General features: G+C 35.1%; 19 protein-coding genes. 5 read left to right on the forward strand and 14 right to left on the reverse strand.

Features of this window, described 5'->3' with window-relative positions:
• Positions 1-23 precede the first annotated feature (23 nt).
• Positions 24-785, reverse strand: coding sequence for a GntR family transcriptional regulator (locus EG342_RS06590; protein WP_103288950.1), 762 nt, complete (start codon positions 783-785; stop codon positions 24-26).
• Positions 786-1,288: 503 nt separating this feature from the next.
• On the opposite strand from EG342_RS06590, the gene EG342_RS06595 reads away from it, so the two are divergent.
• From EG342_RS06595 to EG342_RS06605, 3 genes are read left to right on the forward strand one after another with little or no spacing between them, the layout of a single operon-like run.
• Positions 1,289-1,558: a hypothetical protein gene (locus EG342_RS06595; protein WP_103288951.1), complete on the forward strand. Its 270-nt coding sequence runs from the start codon at positions 1,289-1,291 to the stop codon at positions 1,556-1,558.
• Positions 1,559-1,616: 58 nt separating this feature from the next.
• The gene (locus tag EG342_RS06600; protein WP_103288952.1) at positions 1,617-2,030 is read left to right on the forward strand and encodes a hypothetical protein; all 414 of its coding nucleotides are present in this window, start codon (positions 1,617-1,619) and stop codon (positions 2,028-2,030) included.
• Positions 2,023-2,280: a hypothetical protein gene (locus EG342_RS06605; RefSeq protein ID WP_103288953.1), complete on the forward strand. Its 258-nt coding sequence runs from the start codon at positions 2,023-2,025 to the stop codon at positions 2,278-2,280. The genes EG342_RS06600 and EG342_RS06605 overlap by 8 nt, the downstream gene beginning before the upstream one ends.
• Before the next feature lie 2 nt (positions 2,281-2,282).
• On the opposite strand, the gene EG342_RS06610 is transcribed toward EG342_RS06605, so the two are convergent.
• Entirely contained in the window at positions 2,283-2,750 is a 468-nt protein-coding gene (locus tag EG342_RS06610) for a hypothetical protein (protein ID WP_103288954.1), read from the reverse strand.
• 123 nt (positions 2,751-2,873) lie between these two features.
• On the opposite strand from EG342_RS06610, the gene EG342_RS06615 reads away from it, so the two are divergent.
• Positions 2,874-3,254 (forward strand): DUF6876 family protein, encoded by a 381-nt coding sequence (locus tag EG342_RS06615; RefSeq protein ID WP_103288955.1) that lies wholly within the window; start codon positions 2,874-2,876, stop codon positions 3,252-3,254.
• 100 nt (positions 3,255-3,354) lie between these two features.
• Here EG342_RS06615 and EG342_RS06620 read toward each other — a convergent pair whose 3' ends face one another.
• The 6 genes from EG342_RS06620 to EG342_RS06645 form a co-directional block, all read right to left on the reverse strand.
• Positions 3,355-6,045, reverse strand: coding sequence for a TonB-dependent receptor domain-containing protein (locus EG342_RS06620; RefSeq protein WP_103288956.1), 2,691 nt, complete (start codon positions 6,043-6,045; stop codon positions 3,355-3,357).
• 68 nt (positions 6,046-6,113) lie between these two features.
• Positions 6,114-6,473 carry a hypothetical protein gene (locus EG342_RS06625; RefSeq protein WP_246008746.1) on the reverse strand — a complete coding sequence of 120 codons (360 nt, stop codon included), beginning with the start codon at positions 6,471-6,473 and terminating at the stop codon, positions 6,114-6,116.
• A 19-nt stretch (positions 6,474-6,492) separates the two neighbouring features.
• Complete coding sequence (locus EG342_RS06630) at positions 6,493-7,125, reverse strand: hypothetical protein (RefSeq protein WP_246008747.1); 633 nt, start codon at positions 7,123-7,125, stop codon at positions 6,493-6,495.
• Between the two features lie 133 nt (positions 7,126-7,258).
• Positions 7,259-7,993 carry a glycosyltransferase family 32 protein gene (locus EG342_RS06635; protein ID WP_103288959.1) on the reverse strand — a complete coding sequence of 245 codons (735 nt, stop codon included), beginning with the start codon at positions 7,991-7,993 and terminating at the stop codon, positions 7,259-7,261.
• Positions 7,994-8,232: 239 nt separating this feature from the next.
• Positions 8,233-8,919 carry a response regulator transcription factor gene (locus EG342_RS06640; RefSeq protein WP_002982671.1) on the reverse strand — a complete coding sequence of 229 codons (687 nt, stop codon included), beginning with the start codon at positions 8,917-8,919 and terminating at the stop codon, positions 8,233-8,235.
• A 129-nt stretch (positions 8,920-9,048) separates the two neighbouring features.
• Positions 9,049-10,593: a sensor histidine kinase gene (locus EG342_RS06645; RefSeq protein ID WP_103288960.1), complete on the reverse strand. Its 1,545-nt coding sequence runs from the start codon at positions 10,591-10,593 to the stop codon at positions 9,049-9,051.
• A 201-nt stretch (positions 10,594-10,794) separates the two neighbouring features.
• On the opposite strand from EG342_RS06645, the gene EG342_RS06650 reads away from it, so the two are divergent.
• Positions 10,795-11,283: an SRPBCC family protein gene (locus EG342_RS06650; protein ID WP_103288961.1), complete on the forward strand. Its 489-nt coding sequence runs from the start codon at positions 10,795-10,797 to the stop codon at positions 11,281-11,283.
• A 55-nt stretch (positions 11,284-11,338) separates the two neighbouring features.
• Here EG342_RS06650 and EG342_RS06655 read toward each other — a convergent pair whose 3' ends face one another.
• From EG342_RS06655 to EG342_RS06680, 6 genes are all read right to left on the reverse strand, one after another.
• Entirely contained in the window at positions 11,339-11,677 is a 339-nt protein-coding gene (locus tag EG342_RS06655; protein WP_103288962.1) for a hypothetical protein, read from the reverse strand.
• Positions 11,678-11,714: 37 nt separating this feature from the next.
• Positions 11,715-12,086 carry a four helix bundle protein gene (locus tag EG342_RS06660; protein WP_246008748.1) on the reverse strand — a complete coding sequence of 124 codons (372 nt, stop codon included), beginning with the start codon at positions 12,084-12,086 and terminating at the stop codon, positions 11,715-11,717.
• 15 nt (positions 12,087-12,101) lie between these two features.
• Positions 12,102-14,144, reverse strand: a complete 2,043-nt coding sequence (locus EG342_RS06665) for a S9 family peptidase (RefSeq protein WP_103288963.1) — start codon at positions 14,142-14,144, stop codon at positions 12,102-12,104.
• A 140-nt stretch (positions 14,145-14,284) separates the two neighbouring features.
• Entirely contained in the window at positions 14,285-15,424 is a 1,140-nt protein-coding gene (locus EG342_RS06670; RefSeq protein WP_103288964.1) for a T9SS type A sorting domain-containing protein, read from the reverse strand.
• Positions 15,425-15,589: 165 nt separating this feature from the next.
• Positions 15,590-16,330 carry a uroporphyrinogen-III synthase gene (locus EG342_RS06675; protein WP_103288965.1) on the reverse strand — a complete coding sequence of 247 codons (741 nt, stop codon included), beginning with the start codon at positions 16,328-16,330 and terminating at the stop codon, positions 15,590-15,592.
• 12 nt (positions 16,331-16,342) lie between these two features.
• A complete protein-coding gene (locus EG342_RS06680; protein WP_103288966.1) occupies positions 16,343-17,011 on the reverse strand; it encodes a DUF4271 domain-containing protein in 669 nt (222 codons plus the stop codon).
• Position 17,012 lies beyond the last annotated feature (1 nt).

The following is a 17,012-nucleotide window of genomic DNA, read 5'->3' on the forward strand; positions in this document are numbered from 1 at the left end:
TAATAAATGCTAAAAAAAGGAAATCAGATTTCCTGGGATTTATTAATATCTATTGTATAGGTGAATTTATCCGAACGATAATATCCCACATTATATTCTACCGGTTTTCCGTTAATATCATATACAAAACGTTCACGCTTCAATACAGGGAAGGAAGCGGATACTTTTAATTTTTTTCCAATGACAGCTCCAGCCTGACAGGCGCTTATATTTTCCCTGGAGCGGTGTACAATAACTCCATGATTTTCCTGCAACATGCTGTATAATGGCACATTAAAATCATCATTTTTATCAATTCCGATTCTCGGATGGAAGAAACTCTCAAAGTAAACAATAGGATCGCCGGAGCTTTCCCCTTTTAACTTAGAGAGCTTAAATATTTTTTTATCTGCTGGACAGTTAAAGAAATTACAGATTTCTTCATTAGGTTGTTCAGTACTGGTTTTTAAGGCTTGATTGACTACATGAATTCCTTTTTCCTGCATTTCTCTTGTAAAGCTGTACCAATGGTCTAGTCCGGTAACCAGACTTTTCTTTTCTGCAACCCGCGTTCCGATTCCTTTTTTACGAGTGATCAATCCTTCATGCTCCAGTTTATTGGTTGCCTGGCGAATGGTGTTTCGGGAAACTCCCCAAAGATTGGCAAGATCAACTTCTTTAGGCAATAAAGCCCCTTTTTTGTAAGCTTCCATTTTGATGAGCTTACGGAAAAGTTCTTCTACCTGTACATGCAGAGGGAGTTTGCTGTTGTGATCAATGATAAAATCTTGGGTTGGTATGTTCATACATATGTTAAAGTGCGAAGGTAATAAATTTTTGAATTGAATTGATTTTTTTTGATAAAATTTGTACAATTAATGATTCTTGAATAACAAATAACTTAAAACATTGGATATTTCCAGGTAAATTGCCTTAGAATTTATTTTCCAAAATAAAATATTATCTTGGTAACTAATCACCTCAGAGTGGGTTTTTGATAGAATAATATTATTAGGAAAAAATATTTTAATGTAAATTTTAAATAGATATTTTGTTTTATCGTGTTTTTTTATTTGATGGTAATTCCTGTTATATCTACGTTTAATGTCTGTTTTTGATTAATTACTTAATTTTTTTGTAATAAATTGCTGTTGAAGATATAATATTTATTAAATTTGACTTTAATAAATGGTAATGTAAAATTTCTGTCTTTTATAAATTATTTAACAGAAGAAAATTATTACCATATTTTTATAACCTGAATATAAGAAGTACCGCTTATCTTTAAGTTGTCAAAAATATACTACCTATGAAAGCAAGATTATTATTATCAGGAATCTTACTACTATCTATCGTGACGGCTTGTTCAGATAGAAGTGAGGAAGTGGAAGTTGCTGCGCCGGTTAATCAAAAAAAAGTTGATATCGGAGCAAGAAGGTCAGAAACCGCCAAAGCCGTAAGTGATTCTCTGAAAAAAACGAACAGTTTAGATGAAACCAACAATAAGCCAGGAGACACAGAAAACTCCTCAGAAGCTGCAGAAACAATCGATCCAACAAAATCGGATCGGCCTAAATAAACTTACTATTGAAATAATAGCTTCGGCTTTTGTTTTAATCTCTGCTATATTACCATTTTTGAATAATATAGTAGGATATTTTGTTGACGTAAGTGTTCAGTTAGAGAATAATGCCGGTGAAAGAAGACTGGATCTTGATTCAACTATTTATTTTCTATCCATATCATCATGTGTGATATTTCTGGCATTAGGCGGGTTATTCAGAGCTCATCGATATACTTATTATGTAGCTTTAGTGGCGGGTTACTTTCATTTGGTAACCTATATAAAATTTATTTTCTTTAACGAAAATAAAATATCGGCAATAGCTGATATCGCTATTATATTGCTTCTGGCACTCATTATTTTTCTGGTTTTTAAACTGGATAACTATTATAGGAAATTGAATTTATTAGATCAATTTAATAATAGCACACTGGACAGGTTCTCTACGATTCTCTTTAAACGTAATGAAATTGAAGATAATGAATAATCATAGAGAAAGATTAAAAATCCTTGTTGCCCTATCTGATAAGTTATGGGAAGATTATTCTGAAACCATTATTTCTGAAGAAGAATATCTGAAAAAGATTTATTTGGTAAAGAAGGAGATCAATAAAGGATTTATAGGTACCATGGAGGATTTGGATCTTTTTACTAAAGATCTTGGATACCTCATTTTAATAAGCCCTACTAAAACGCTTTTAGGGGGTTCTGAAAAAATAATTATTAATAGGAATTAATATTATTTTACGACAGCTTTCGTCAGAGATAAAATTTCTTCTAAATATTTATTTTGCTGTAGAATTGCTTCATCATATTTTTTTTCAATTCTTGAAATCTGGCTTTGAATAAACAGGATCCCTTTATCCTGAGTATTATATTGTGCAAACAAGTTAGCAAGCAAATCTCCCAATTTCTCAGTGGATTCTTCGTTATGAAGATTAAGTTCTTGCTGGCCTTTCTTAGAATCTGAATTCAAACTCAGTAAACCATTACCGGTAATCAGCCAGATTAAATTCTCATTTTCTTTTAATTCCGGATAAACATTTAAAATCTTCGCAAGTTTATCTACTCCTAAGTCACTTTTTAGCCCGGCTCCTTTAAAATTAGAGGATGACATGCCTGTTTCTTTATAAAAAGTTTCCTTCTTAATGCCCCTTTTTTCAAGAAAAAAGAAAATTCTTTCTTTTATGGTTTGAATTTTGTCCATAATTTCTTAAATTGGTCTAAATTTAGACTATATTTGTCAAAGATAAAAAACATATTTAATATAACAATGTTAAATAATGCCTGTGATTAAAATTAATAATTAAACCAGAAAAATAAAAACCATATGATTACTAATAAGCATTACAAAATTAAGAACTCTGCAAATGATCTTTATGATATTTATACATTTCCAGATAAGTTATATGAATATAAAGAAGGCTATAAGATTACAGAAGGTATCAATAATATAGCTGAGTACGAAAATTGTTTCTGGTTGCTGGACCTTATTGTAAATCAACAGGAACATCCCGAATTGGACTGTGAAGTTCAAAATTGGGAGTTACAAAAAATAGAAGATGGCCTTTTTGACCTTAGTTGTTCACATGAAAACGAACATGTTATTCATGAAGTTAAAGGCTTGCAGAAAGGATTTTATTTTGATGACTTCAGAATTATGAAGAAAGGAAATATATTTTGTCTGCCCATTGAGAAAGAACTTTACTAATGGAGCTTAGGCTTTATTAGTTGTTAATATGAATGTCGTAATTAGAAACAGCATCAAATTTATTTTTGATGCTGTTTCGTTTTTTAATAGATGTTCTTCATTAGAATGTTACATCCAGACCTACATAGAAATTGGCTTTCATAATCGGTGCGTATACCATTCCGCCGTCAAAATAATTTCCGAAAGGATTTCTAAAATCTACAATCGCATTTTTCTGATAGTATGAAGTAAGATTTTCTCCACCTACATAAGCTCTGATCTTTTTATTGAAGTTTCTTGAAATCTGTGCATTCAATACCGCATAGGAATCAGAATAAGCAGGCAATTGGAATTCTGCAGGATTAGTTGCCGTATCCGGAAGTCTTTGTTTTCCAACCCAGTTTAGGGTAGTATCAAAACTCCAGAAACCACCATTGTTATTTTTATTAGTGGCATAGGCCAAATTCACAAAACCTCTGTGTTTCGCCATGAAAGGAACTTCTCTTCTGCCTCCTAGATAATCTGCCTGTACATCATAATATTTGTAGGCAAGTCTTACATCAAAATTCTTGAAGGGGGTAAAGTCCCACTGAGTCTGGAATGAGTTGGCAAATGATTTTCCTTCCAAATTATAAAAAGTAAGCTGCTGAGGAGAACGGTCAAGATCTACCAAAACCTGATCCTGGAAATCAGTTCTGAAGAAATCTGCAATGATCGTTGACTTTCTTCCGAAAAGCTTGAACTCCTGTTGTAAGCTTGCTCCATAGTTCCAGGCGATTTCAGGTTTTAAACCGTAGATATTTCCTCCGTTAGGTAAAATAGTAATCGTTCTGTTGGATGCAAAGTACTGCTGACTCTCTGCAAAAACATTGGCCGTCCTGAATCCTCTTCCGGCGGAAAGCCTTAAGATGGTTTGCGGTGTAAAATCATATTTAAAATTAACCCTTGGTGTAAATTGAGTCCCTGCAAGGTTATGAAAATCAACTCTTGTTCCTGCAACTAAAGTATATTTTAACCCTGTTAAAGTATATTCAGCAAAAATCCCTGGAACAATCTCGTTTCTTCTGAGGTCATCCATCAAATATGTTTCCTTGTAGCCATCGTATAAAAAGCTTGCCCCTGCTTTATACTTATGATTGGTATTTCCGATGATGCTTTCAAAAATTAAGTTGGAATAATACGTATGTTGTTGTCCGGCATAATTTCTCAATCCAAAAAAGCTGTCCTGTTGGTGATACACATACTGGTTCATCCAACCAATACTTTGATATGGCTTTCCTTTAAAAACATATCCTGTTTTGTTCCAAACCTGAAATCTTGAAATATCGATTCCCACACCATAAGCCGGTTGTTTATCCTGAGCCAGCTTTTTATCAAAAGCAACCTGTCCGGCAGTTCTTTCATCTCGGATAAAGTTAATTCCAAAATGAGATCCAAACCCTGATTTTTCCAAATCATTATAATTAAGAAGGTAAGCTGCATTAATCTGTGTTCCCTTCGGCCTGTCAAGAAAACCGTCATGATTCATATCCGTATTTCCGAAAGTTCCGTTCCCGTGAAGTAAAAATGTTTGTGACCACTTATCATTGATCGGAGAAACACTGGTAATATTAGCTTCAGCTCTTCCGTTGAAATCAGAAAAAAGATTCAAAGACGTTTCGGGAGTTTTTGCATTCTTCAAAAGCTCAGTATTAATCTGACCTGTAATGCTTTCATAGCCATTTGTTACTGTACTTCCTCCTTTGGTCAGCTGAATGCTTTCGATCCATCTTCCGGGGATGAAATTCAGTCCATAAGCAGACGCCAGGCCTCTGATTTCAGGCAATTGTTCTTTTGTCAGGCTGGTGTATTTCTGATCCAGTCCGAGCATTTTCAACTGTTTTGTACCGGTAACGGCATTGCTGAAAGAAACGTCTACTGTTGCATTCGTCTCGAAGCTTTCCGATAAATTACAACATGCCGCTTTTAACAACTCTTTTTTATCAATATTAAAAACAAGTCCGGCTTCTTTCTTACTTAAAGATGTCGCCGCCTTGGAGCCGGTTACTACAACTCCTTCAATGTTTTTTTCGTGTTTATCATGAGATTCATCAGCAGATTTTACCTGATGTTCTTTGTGATCATCATGCTTGTTTCCCTCTTCATAGTGAACATTCGGGTTAGCTTCTCCAAGTGGAATATCTCTGTCATATAAGCAACATCCCGGAAGGTTTTTATAAGTAGCTTCTGACGTTTTGTACTTTTCGTTGTCATGACCTGCATCAGCTATTGCTTTTAAAATTTTATCTGAAGAGGTTTTTGAAGAATCAAAATCAAGAATAACGGTTTGTTTTTCGGCACTCCAATCCGCAGTATTTGCTCCTGCTTCCTTGGCTGCTTTTTCGATTCTGGCTTTACATGAAGCACAGTTTCCTTTTACGAAAAATTCATTTTCTTTTTTTGTCTGATGCTCATGAGTTTCTGCAGGGGAAGACGCTGTTTGTAAATCTCTTTCGTAATGACAACATCCTGGAAGGCTTTCATAAGTCTCATTGGATGCTTTGAATTTTTCATTGTCGTGACCAGCTTCAGCAACCTTTTTTAGAATATCATCTGTTGAAACGTTGTCAGTTTCAAAGGTTAAAGTTTGTAGATCAATAGAGTATTCCGCTTTTTTGGCTCCGGCTTTTTTTGCTGCACTTTCAATTCTTGTTTTGCACATTTCGCAGTTCCCTTTTACTTTGAACTGGTTTTTTGAAAGATTTTGAGCAGATAAAATTTGGGTAAATAAGAATAGAGTACCAAGTATCAACCTGGAAATATATAATTTCATTTTGTTTAAAAGTTTAGATTAATTAAAAATCGGTTCACTAAATGACTTAGTGAACAGGCTGTATTTAATTAACCTAATTTAGGGGGCTGCCAGATTTCCTTTAAACGGTCTGAAAGATAAGGAGCTGAGTAATGGAACTGCGGATTTTTATTCGCTTTGTAATAAGACAGTTCCAGACGCATGTTTTTTGAAAACGGAGTCTCAATAAAAGTAAAACATGCTACACATGTTGAGCAGCAGTCATCATTGCAGGAAGATTTTGTGGAATCTCCCTTATGTTCTTTTGAAGAATGATTTTTGCAACAGTCATTTTTTTTAGACTCTTCTTTACAGCATGTTTGCTGCATCGATTGTGCATAGAAGCTATCTTTAGGAACTAAGAAAATTCCTAAACAAAAAACTATCGCCAATATGTGAAACAGCTTCATGCCTGCAAAAATACAAAATTTATGGCAAAGGATCACCAACTTTTAGCGAACAACTATGCCACGGTTCACCATGAGCCGGATTTAATTTTGGTTTTTCTCCCATTGCAAGATTCTGTTCTGCAGGAGCGGATGGAGGAGTTGCTTGCGCGGTATTCTGAACAGGTTGTGAAGCAGGCGCAGGCTTACTGTTTAACGGTTGTCCGACAGGAATATCACATCGATGTCCCGGCTGTCCGTGTGGAGGATTCATTTCCGGAGCTGTTTTAACCTGTTTTCCATTATTATCAAGGACTATTTTGCCTGGTGATACGGCATTTGGATCAATCTGGATAACATTATTATTGCCTACCGTAATATTTTGTGAGGCTGGAGCTTTGGACTGGGTATTTAATGGTTGTCCCACAGGAATATCACATCGGTGACCCAGTTGTCCGTGAGGAGGATTCATTCCTGGAGCCGTGGCTATAGGATCGGGAGTAGAATTAGACTGAATTCCGGCCTGATCCATCAAAGCTGTTTTTGAAGTAGTATTTGTTACCACACTAGGCTGTTGAACACTGGCTTCTTCCTTTAAATAAGTCGCTTTTTCATCTTTTTTACATGAGGTCGCCAATATGGAAATGGCAGCTAAACCTAAAAATGTATTCTTCATATTCATGGGTATGAAACAAAATTAGCAAAACATTTTCAATTGTTTTGCTAATTTTATATTTATAATAATCCTATTTCGTGGATTTTTTAAACAGATCCTGTTAAATTGCTGTAAGCATAAAAATTTTCCCTGTTTATATTAAGTTTTCAATTCCTTCGAAAGTAAATGCGGATAGGTGATCCGCACAAAATAAAATTAAGGCTCTGACTTTTTGCGTTATAATATCCTGAGCCATTTGTTTTTTCTTCCAATGTTCGGCTTTCCTTTCATAAAGAAAGAATTTTCCAAGCTTATATTTAAATTGTAGATAGCCGCGAAATTCTATGCCATCAAAGAGTCTGAAAGGAATATCAGGTTTTTCGTCCAATGTTTGGTTAATTGCATTGGTAAATACCCGTGGCCCGGTAGTGGAGTGGATGTCATTGGGATAACGATGGGTTGCTATATTATCCATCATCATTTCCAGTGTATTTTTAAGAAAAGGATGATTTTTATTAAAAATAAGTGCCCATTGCAGATAGAGGTCAATATGTCTTTCCACACTGATAACTGCTTCATCATCCTCTTTTATTAGATGTTTGAAAGGCTGCGTTACTGCACTGTCAATATCCAGATAGATGCCGCCTTTTTTATATAAAACAGCATACCGGAAAAAATCAGCTTTTGCGGCACCAATAGTAAGTCTGGTGTACATTTCTATATACCTTGGCGGAAATTCTTCTGTTATGAATTTCCGGATGTCATCGTCATCGTAAAAATGATATTCATATTCGGGATTTTTTCTTTTCATATTCCAAATATGCCAGCGGGTTATCCATGGAAGCTTTTTTGATTTGAATGTCTGAAAGATCTGCTTCGGTATTGCCATATTAAAAAAGTTTTAAAGGTTTACTACTTCTGTTAATAGGGAACATCTGGCCTTATCATTTCAAGGCCTCGCGGATATATAGAGGGAGGGAAATTTACAAATACTGTACTCTTTTATAACAGTCTGATTACACGTTTAGTATTTGGGATTGTGTTAATCTTATTGTAAAAATGTTATAAAATCTAAAAATGAAAAAACCTCCAGAAGGAGGTTTATTATATCAATGATTCTATTTTCGATTAATTTTTTACCAGAAGACGGAACCCTTCACCATGAACGTTGATGATTTCCAATCCTTCGTCGTCTTTCAGTAATTTACGTAGTTTGGCGATATAAACGTCCATACTTCTTGCTGTAAAGTAATTTTCTTTCTTCCAGATTTTTCTTAAAGCCAGATCTCTTGGCATGAAATCATTTCTATGGATACAAAGAAGTTTTAAAAGTTCGTTCTCTTTCGGAGAAAGTTTATATTCTTTATCGCCTACTTTCAATTGTCTCAGCATAGAGTCGAAGAAAATATTGCTGATCTTGAACTGTTCCTGTTCTTCATTTTCCAGCGTAGAGCTTCTTTGAAGTATCGCTTTGATTTTGTATAAAAGAAGTTCAGTGTCAAAAGGTTTTGTGATGTAGTCATCAGCTCCCAGTTGGTATCCTTTTAAGATATCTTCTCTCATATTTCTGGCAGTAAGGAAAATGATTGGGGTATTCTTATCAATCTTTTTTACATCCTCAGCTAATGAAAATCCATCTTTCTTAGGCATCATTACATCGAAGATACAGATATCGAATTCGTTTTCTGTAAATTCTTTCAATCCCTGTTCGCCGTCTGTTGCAAGGGTAACTTCAAAATTATTGATAGTCAAATAATCTTTAAGTACCGCTCCAAAACTCTGATCGTCCTCTACTAATAATATTCTGTTGCTCATAATTTTAATAATTAAAAATTAATAATTAAGAATGAACTTCTTCACTCTATCTTCCTATATATTGTTATTTGGTTCTTATTTTATAATTGATAAGGAATCTCGATTTCCTTCTGATTCATCGTTTATATTTCAGCTCATTGGCAGCTTTATCGTAAATGTACTTCCTGTTCCTTTGTTGGAGTCTACGATAATCTGGCCTTTGTGCAGTTCTACAATTTTTTTCACATACGAAAGACCTAAGCCCTGGCCTTTTACATTGTGAATATTTCCAGTCTCTTCCCTGAAGAATTTCTCGAAAATTTTTGTTTTATTCTGGGTTTCCATCCCCATTCCTTTGTCCGAAATTTCAATTACATACCAATGTCCGTCATTTCTTGTTTCTACATGAATTTCAGGAGCTTCGGGTGAGTATTTGTTGGCGTTGTCCAATAGGTTTACCAACATGTTGGAGATATGAAACTCGTCTATTTTAAAATTATACTGAGTGGCATTAAATTGCTGGGTAAGTGAACCGTTTCTCTGCTGAACAATCAGATTGAATGATTCTGTGGTTCTTTTGATTAATTCTCTTACGTTGGTTTCCCTTAAAAATAATTCTACCTCATTCCTTTCAAGCTTAGACATATTAAGCACATTTTCTACCTGCTTCTTCATTCTTAAATTCTCCTGTTTGATGAGCTCCGAATAATATTTTACTTTGTCCGGATTGGTAGCAATTTTATCATTGGCTAAAGAATCAGTAGCTACTGAAATGGTGGCCAACGGGGTTTTGAATTCATGAGACATATTATTGATGAAGTCTGTTTTTACTTCCGCCAACTTTTTCTGCTTCATCATATAATTAATGGAAATAATATAGATACCAAGGATGGTAAGTAAAGAAAGGAAAGTCCCTAAAAGCATCGGCCAGTTATTCATTGCCAAAGAATATTCTTTCTTTGGAAATACCAATGCAAGACTATAGAGGGTATTTTTCTTATCTGTAAAAAGAGGATAGTTGTACGTATTGCTGTCTTTTTTCTCTTTATAGGCTTTATTTACAATGCTCGTCAGTTTATTATTTCGGTCAATAACTCCATATCCAAATTTTGCAGTGATTCCTCTGATCTTCAGTTCTTTGGTAATCACAGAGTCAAGAGCTTTGGGATCCACCCTTTTTGTAATTGGAAGATTGTTGCCATATACTTTTACAAACTCTTTCATAGAGTAGTCACCGGTTTCAATATCCTGATTGATATCTGTGGTAAGAAGTTCCCGGTTGGTGCTGTCTCTCTTTATTTTATACGCAGCTTCATCAGTATATAACGTGGTAAGCTTTACAGAATCTCCTTTTGGAGAAATCGGTAATTGCGTTTTTGAAATAATATTTTTAGAGTAAATAATCTGCCTCTGCGACCCTGAATCTTCTACCTGCTGAATAGTTGTCTGAGAAGGTTCTTTGCTGTTGGCAATGATATTTTTCCTGAAGTTTTTATAATCCTGATTTAAATATTTATCGGCTTCAATTTCTTCAATACTTTTTGAAGTACTCTCCAACACAGAATACACTTTATTTGAAAAATCCTGTTCCAGTGCACCATAGTAGCCTTTCAACCAATAAAATTGGAGCGTGACAAAGACAATCAGTGAGATCGTCATAAACACCGAAATTATTGGGATGAATTTGTTATTCATTATTTAATTATATATGTTTTCGAAAAATGAATGTTAAAATTAATTGTTTTAAGACTAGCGAAACAAAAAACGAGCCAAAAAATTGTATTTTTTTTCTTAAAAGAGTGTTTTTTAACATTTATTTATGAATTAATGATTACTTGGCCTATGTAAAGTGGCATCAATAAAATAAAACAGTAACTTTATTAAAAATAATTACTTATGGAATCTAATATCGTTTTCAACAAAGATTTTGACGCAAACAGCGCTTATGTCATGAAAGTATATAAGGCTGATGTATCAGAAGTATGGAATCATTTTACCCAATCCGAATTATTGGATCAGTGGTGGGGACCTAGACCATGGAGATGTGAAACTATAAAGCAGAATTTTGAAGAAGGAGGTAGCTGGCTGTATACCATGGTAGGCCCAAATGGAGAGAAAGCCGGTTATTCCCGTTCCAATTATGGGCAAATTATGGAACATAGAAGCATAGATTGGACGAGTGCTTTTTGTGATGAAGAAGGAAATATAGCTGAAGGTGCCCCGCAATCACAATGGCTGATTGGCTTTACAGGAGTAGAAGAGGGAATAAAAGTGACTATCAATATTCATTACCAATCCCAGGAAACCATGAAGACTATGATGGATATGGGATTTGAAGGAGGATTTACAATGGGTTTAACTCAATTAGAGGAAATTTTAAAATAAAATATAGGGACAATTTAAAATATAAAAAGCTTGGAAATTCTTCCAAGCTTTATTTTTATAGTAATTCTTCTTCCTGAAAATACTGAATAATAGCCTTTTTCATAAGCAACGACTGCTCATTTGGCTTTAATTCCGGGAGCTCTTCCAGTTTGTCAAACTGTGGCCATCCGTCTTCGTAGTGGGTGAATTTAAAATATCCAAATGGCTCAAGTAATCTGCATACTGCAATATGAATCAGATTCACTTTATCGTCCTTTGTATATTTCTGTTGACCACTTCCCAATTCCTGAAGTCCTATCAAAAACAACAGCGTTTCAATAGGAGGATTTTTTTCTGTCTGGAAGTTATCTTCGAAAAACTGTTCTATCTTTTTCCAATAATCGGCTTCGTTCATATAATTGATCAATGATGATTAATAATTGATGTTGCTACTATTTTAATTCTTCACCTAATTTCTTTTTGTAAGTAGAAGTTACTTTTAAAATTTCGTTGGCTTCATTAATAAGTTGTTCTACATTCTCTTTTTTTAGTAAGTGGAGTTCGTCTATTAACTCCAACCAGAATAAGGTTTCATCAGCTTCCTCAACAACAATGCACATTTTAGAATATTTTTCTTTTGTAGAGCGTGCTCTGCACATTGCTCTGTAGTTACTTGCTGTTGATGAAACGGATCGGAAAATCTGCTTTCTGATATTTGATATTTTATCTGAATATGGGATCTCGGACAACTCATTAATAATTGTAATTGTTAATGCCTTAGTTCTTTGTGCAAAGATCTGGTTGTAGTTGTTCATAAACTCCATATCAATAATCTTTTATCATTTATCATTGATCTTCAACAGAAATGCATACTCCAATGCATCTTCCTTCAGCGATTCAAATCTTCCGCTGGCGCCTCCATGTCCTGAGCTCATGTCTGTTTTGAAGACCAGAATATTATCGTTTGTCTTTAATTCTCTAAGTTTGGCAGTCCACTTCGCAGGTTCCCAATACTGTACCTGAGAGTCATGGAATCCCGTTGTAATAAGCATATGCGGATAATCCTTGGCTTCCACATTGTCATAAGGAGAATATTCCTTCATATATTGATAATATTCCTTATCATTAGGATTTCCCCATTCGTCGTACTCTCCGGTTGTTAGAGGAATCGTATCATCCAACATCGTAGTAACAACGTCTACAAAAGGGACCTGCGCTACAATCCCGTTGAATAACTGAGGTTCGTAATTCACGACAGCTCCTACCAAAAGTCCACCGGCACTTCCGCCCATGGCATACATATGCTTGGATGATGTATAATTTTCTTTTACTAAATATTTTCCGGCATCAATAAAGTCAAAGAAAGTATTTTTCTTAAACAGCATTTTCCCGTCTTCATACCATTCCCTTCCAAGGTATTCTCCACCACGGATGTGAGCGATGGCATAAATGAAACCTCTGTCTAAAATTGATAATCTTACATTCGAAAAACTTGCATCTACCGTATGTCCATAACTTCCGTATCCATACAAAAGAAGTGGCGTGTCAGCAGATTTCTTTGTGTCTTTATGATAGACAAGAGAAATAGGCACTTTTGTTTTTCCATCTCTGGAATCGGCCCAGATCCTTTCAGAAATATAATTTTCAGGGAAGAACTTACCGCCCAATACTTCCTGTTGTTTCAGAAGCTCAGTGGTATTGTCCTTCATATTATACTCGTATGTAGAGCTTGGTTGTGTTAAGGAAGTATACCCATAACGTAAAACCTCTGTGTCAAACTCGAGGTTAATTCCGATATAAGCAGTGTAGGTTGGATCAGAGAATGGTAAATAATGAGACTTTTGTGTTTTCTCATCAATAATTTTGATTTGTAATAAACCTCTTTCTCTTTCCTCAAGAACCAGATAATCTCTAAAAATCTCAAAACCTTCCAATAATACTTCAGCACGATGTGGGATAACATCCACCCAGTTTTCCATGCCGCAGTTGTCGATCTTTGTTTTTACGATTTTAAAATTGAAAGCATCATCAGCATTGGTAATGATATAAAACTCATCTTCGTAATGTTCTACCGAATATTCCAAATCGTCTATTCTTGGCTGAATCACTGTCCATTCTGCGAAAACATTGTCAGAAGGGATAAAGCGATGCTCATCGGAAATCGTGCTGGAACTTGCGATGAAAATATATTGAAGAGATTTTGTTTTAAAAACGTTAACGTCAAAAGTTTCATCCTCTTCATGGAAAATAAGAACGTCTTCCGAAGAATCTGTTCCCAGTTCATGTCTGTACACCTGAAATGCACGAAGGCTTTTATCCTTTCTGATATAAAAAACATGCTTGTTGTCATTGGCCCATACCGCTTTTCCCGTAGTATTGGGAATGACATCCGCAAGAATCTCTCCGGTTTTTAGATTTTTGAAGTTTAAAGTATAGATTCTTCTTCCCACATTATCTGCCGAAAAAGAAGCCAGCTCATTACCTGGACTTACGGCAACACTTCCAACCTCAAAGAAATCTTCACCTTCCGCCAGAATATTAACGTCCAGTACAATTTCTTCAGGATTGTCAAGACTAGTATGTTTTCTACAGAAAATAGGGTATTCTTTGCCTTCTTCATAACGAACAATGTACCAGTATCCATTGAAGAAATAAGGAAGAGATTCGTCATCTTTTTTGTAACGGGCTTTCATCTCTTCGAAAAGTTGCTCCTGAAGTTCTTCCGTGTCTTTCATGATGAATTCTTCGTAAGCATTTTCCTCTTCAAGATATTTAATGACTTCGGGATTTTCCCTTTCATTAAGCCAGAAGTAGTTGTCTGTCCTTCTGTCGCTATGAGTTTCTAGTATTTTTTCTATTTTTTTTGCCTGTGGAGCTCTCATCCGAATATTTTAAATGGGGTTACGTCCTGACATTTTTAAGTGATAAATGCAGACGTTTTGTTTTAATGTTAATTCTTGTTCAAATATAAGAAAGGCTACCAGATTTTTGATAGCCTTTTCATTAATATTGGATAATAAGATTATTTTTTTATGGTTTTAATCGTTTTGACGCTTCCGTCCTTCAATCTTAAAGTAATGAAATAAAGTCCTTCTTTCAAATCTTTCAGATACAATAAAGAGGTAGGCTTTTCAATTGTTTTTACTAATTTACCCGAACTCTCTGTAATAGAAATTGATTTTACATCGGATATATCAGAGATGGTAAGCTCATCACTAAAGGGATTAGGTGATACGGCGATTTTCTTTTTGTTATCGGTTATTTCATGAGTTGATAACAAGGTATCGTCATAGGTTGAAATCTGAAACTCACCATTACCTGTATCAGGTGAATATTTCCAAACATTTACATACAGAGTAGTTCCCGGAGTTTGTCCTGTTAAAGAAAGCAGTGAGAAATACCCCTCTCCATCATCTTCATTACAGTCTATTTCTGTTAAAGCCCCACATGTTCCGCTATACACACTAAGCACGCTGTCATCAAAATCAGAACCTGAAGCTTGACGGGTTTCTATTTTAAGGTTTCCACTTTGCGGTACTATGACCGTGAACCATACATTCTCCACAGCGTCTGAATTACACGCAGGTAAAGAACCTTCTGTTGTTGCTCCGTTATTGCTTGCGGTGATTACTCCCGATGCGAAATCTGAACCAGCAGTTAGAGAGATTGCTCCGGTACAATTGTCATTGGCTGGTGGGATAGGGTCATAAGCTGAAATCTGAAACTCTCCGCTGTCTACAGTGTCACTATATTTCCAAACATTAATGTACAAAGTAGTCCCTGGAGTTTGTCCGGTTAAAGAAATTAGTGAGAAGTAGCCTTGACCACCATCATCATCACAGTCGATTTCAGTTAAAGAGCCACAAGCCCCTGTATAAACATTAAGTACGCTGTCGTCAAAATCAGAACCTGAAGCTTCGCGTGTTTCTATCTTCAGGTTTCCACTTTGTGGTACTACGACTTTAAACCACACATTTTCTACTGCGTCTGAATTACATGAAGGTGCAGAGCCGTCAGTGGTCGCTCCGGTATTGTTCGATGTGATGGCTCCCGATGAGAAGTCTGTGCCAACAGGTAAGGAAGTTGCTCCTGTACAATCGTCATTTTGTGCATTTACAAATACAATTGTGAATAAAAATAAAGAAAGTAGTAATTTTTTCATATTGAAAGTTTTACTAAATATAATAAAAATCTCAGTAAGGTGAAAAAAATGATTTCCTAATTAATTGATTTCTACTATTGGAAGAATATTTTAATTTTGTTTTTTGATATAAAAAAACCATCCTTTCCTAAGAAAAGATGGTTGATTGTATTTTTATACTAAAGACTATTTGTGAAGAGCTTTAATATATTTTTCAAGGGCCATTGTCATGGAAGGAGTTTCCTTCGTAGGCGCCATTAAATCTACTTTTAATCCTGCTTCTTCAGCAGCAGCCAAGGTCGTGTTTCCAAAAACTCCGATCTTTGTTTCTTCCTGTTTAAACTCCGGGAAATTTTGCTGCAGAGACTTGATTCCTTGTGGGCTGAAGAAAATCAACATATCATAATCCTTGATGTTGATATCTGTAAGATCACTGCATACAGTACGGTACATGATTGCTCTTGTCCATTCTACATTGGCTGAATCTAAAGTTTTTACAATATCCGGGCTTAAAACATCTGAAGATGGCAACAGATACTTTTCAGCAGGGAATTTTTTGAAAAGAGGAAGCAGGTCAGAGAAGTTTTTCTCCCCAAAGCTGATTTTTCTCTTTCTATACACAATGTGCTTTTGAAGATAGTTGGCAATTGCTTCCGACTGGCAGATGTATCTCATCGTATCCGGAACCGCAAAACGCAGCTCTTCCGCAAGTCTGAAGTAATGGTCAATCGCATTTTTACTGGTAAAAATTATACCGGTATATTGCGTTAAATCTATTTTTTGTGTTCTAAGTTCTTTATTGTCAACTCCTTCAACGTGGATAAATGGACGGAAATCAATCTTTATTTTTTCCTTCTTGGCTATATCCAAATATGGAGAAGACTCACTAGGCGCTGGTTGAGAAACCAATATGGACTTTATTCTCATCATTGACATTTATTAAAAAAATAACAACTTCCAAAGCAGTAATATTGGTGCAATTTGGAGGGTGCAAATATACAAAAATTTATAATACCATTTCTCCGGAAGAATCTTGTTCTTGTGAAATAAATAGAAAAATACCTTAAAAACGAATACAAAAGAAAAGAAGAAAATGTAATACAAAAACATTTTATTTCTGTCAATAGGGAAGTAATAGTGGGTTACACATAAAATTATTAACAAAAATGAAAGGATGAAGTAAAATTTTGTGGAGGTAAAATAAAATATAGACCATTTTTTACCATCCCCTATACTTTGATAAAATAAAAACCCCAATGTTGATTTAATGATATAAAAAAACAAAACTGCCAGTAAAGTATATCCGAATTTGTTCAATTGATACCCCAAAAGCTGAAGATCGGCAATGTATTTCGGTACAATAGGGATGTACTGCGAAATCAAAATGGATAACGTGAGAGTCATCACACATGAGGTGATAATCCAACTGGGCAGGTTATTACTTGCATCAAAATATTTCTGAAGCAAAAAATCTTTAAGGCTCGCATCTCTTTCTATAATGTTCATCATAAACACATATAAAAATATACAGCCTACCAGAATAAAGATTACCCAATCATTGTTCTCGGGTATTCTTATATGGTTAACAAAGTTTTGTGACGACGGCAAA

Origin of the sequence: Chryseobacterium lactis, from assembly GCF_003815875.1 — a bacterium.
Taxonomy (GTDB): domain Bacteria; phylum Bacteroidota; class Bacteroidia; order Flavobacteriales; family Weeksellaceae; genus Chryseobacterium; species Chryseobacterium lactis.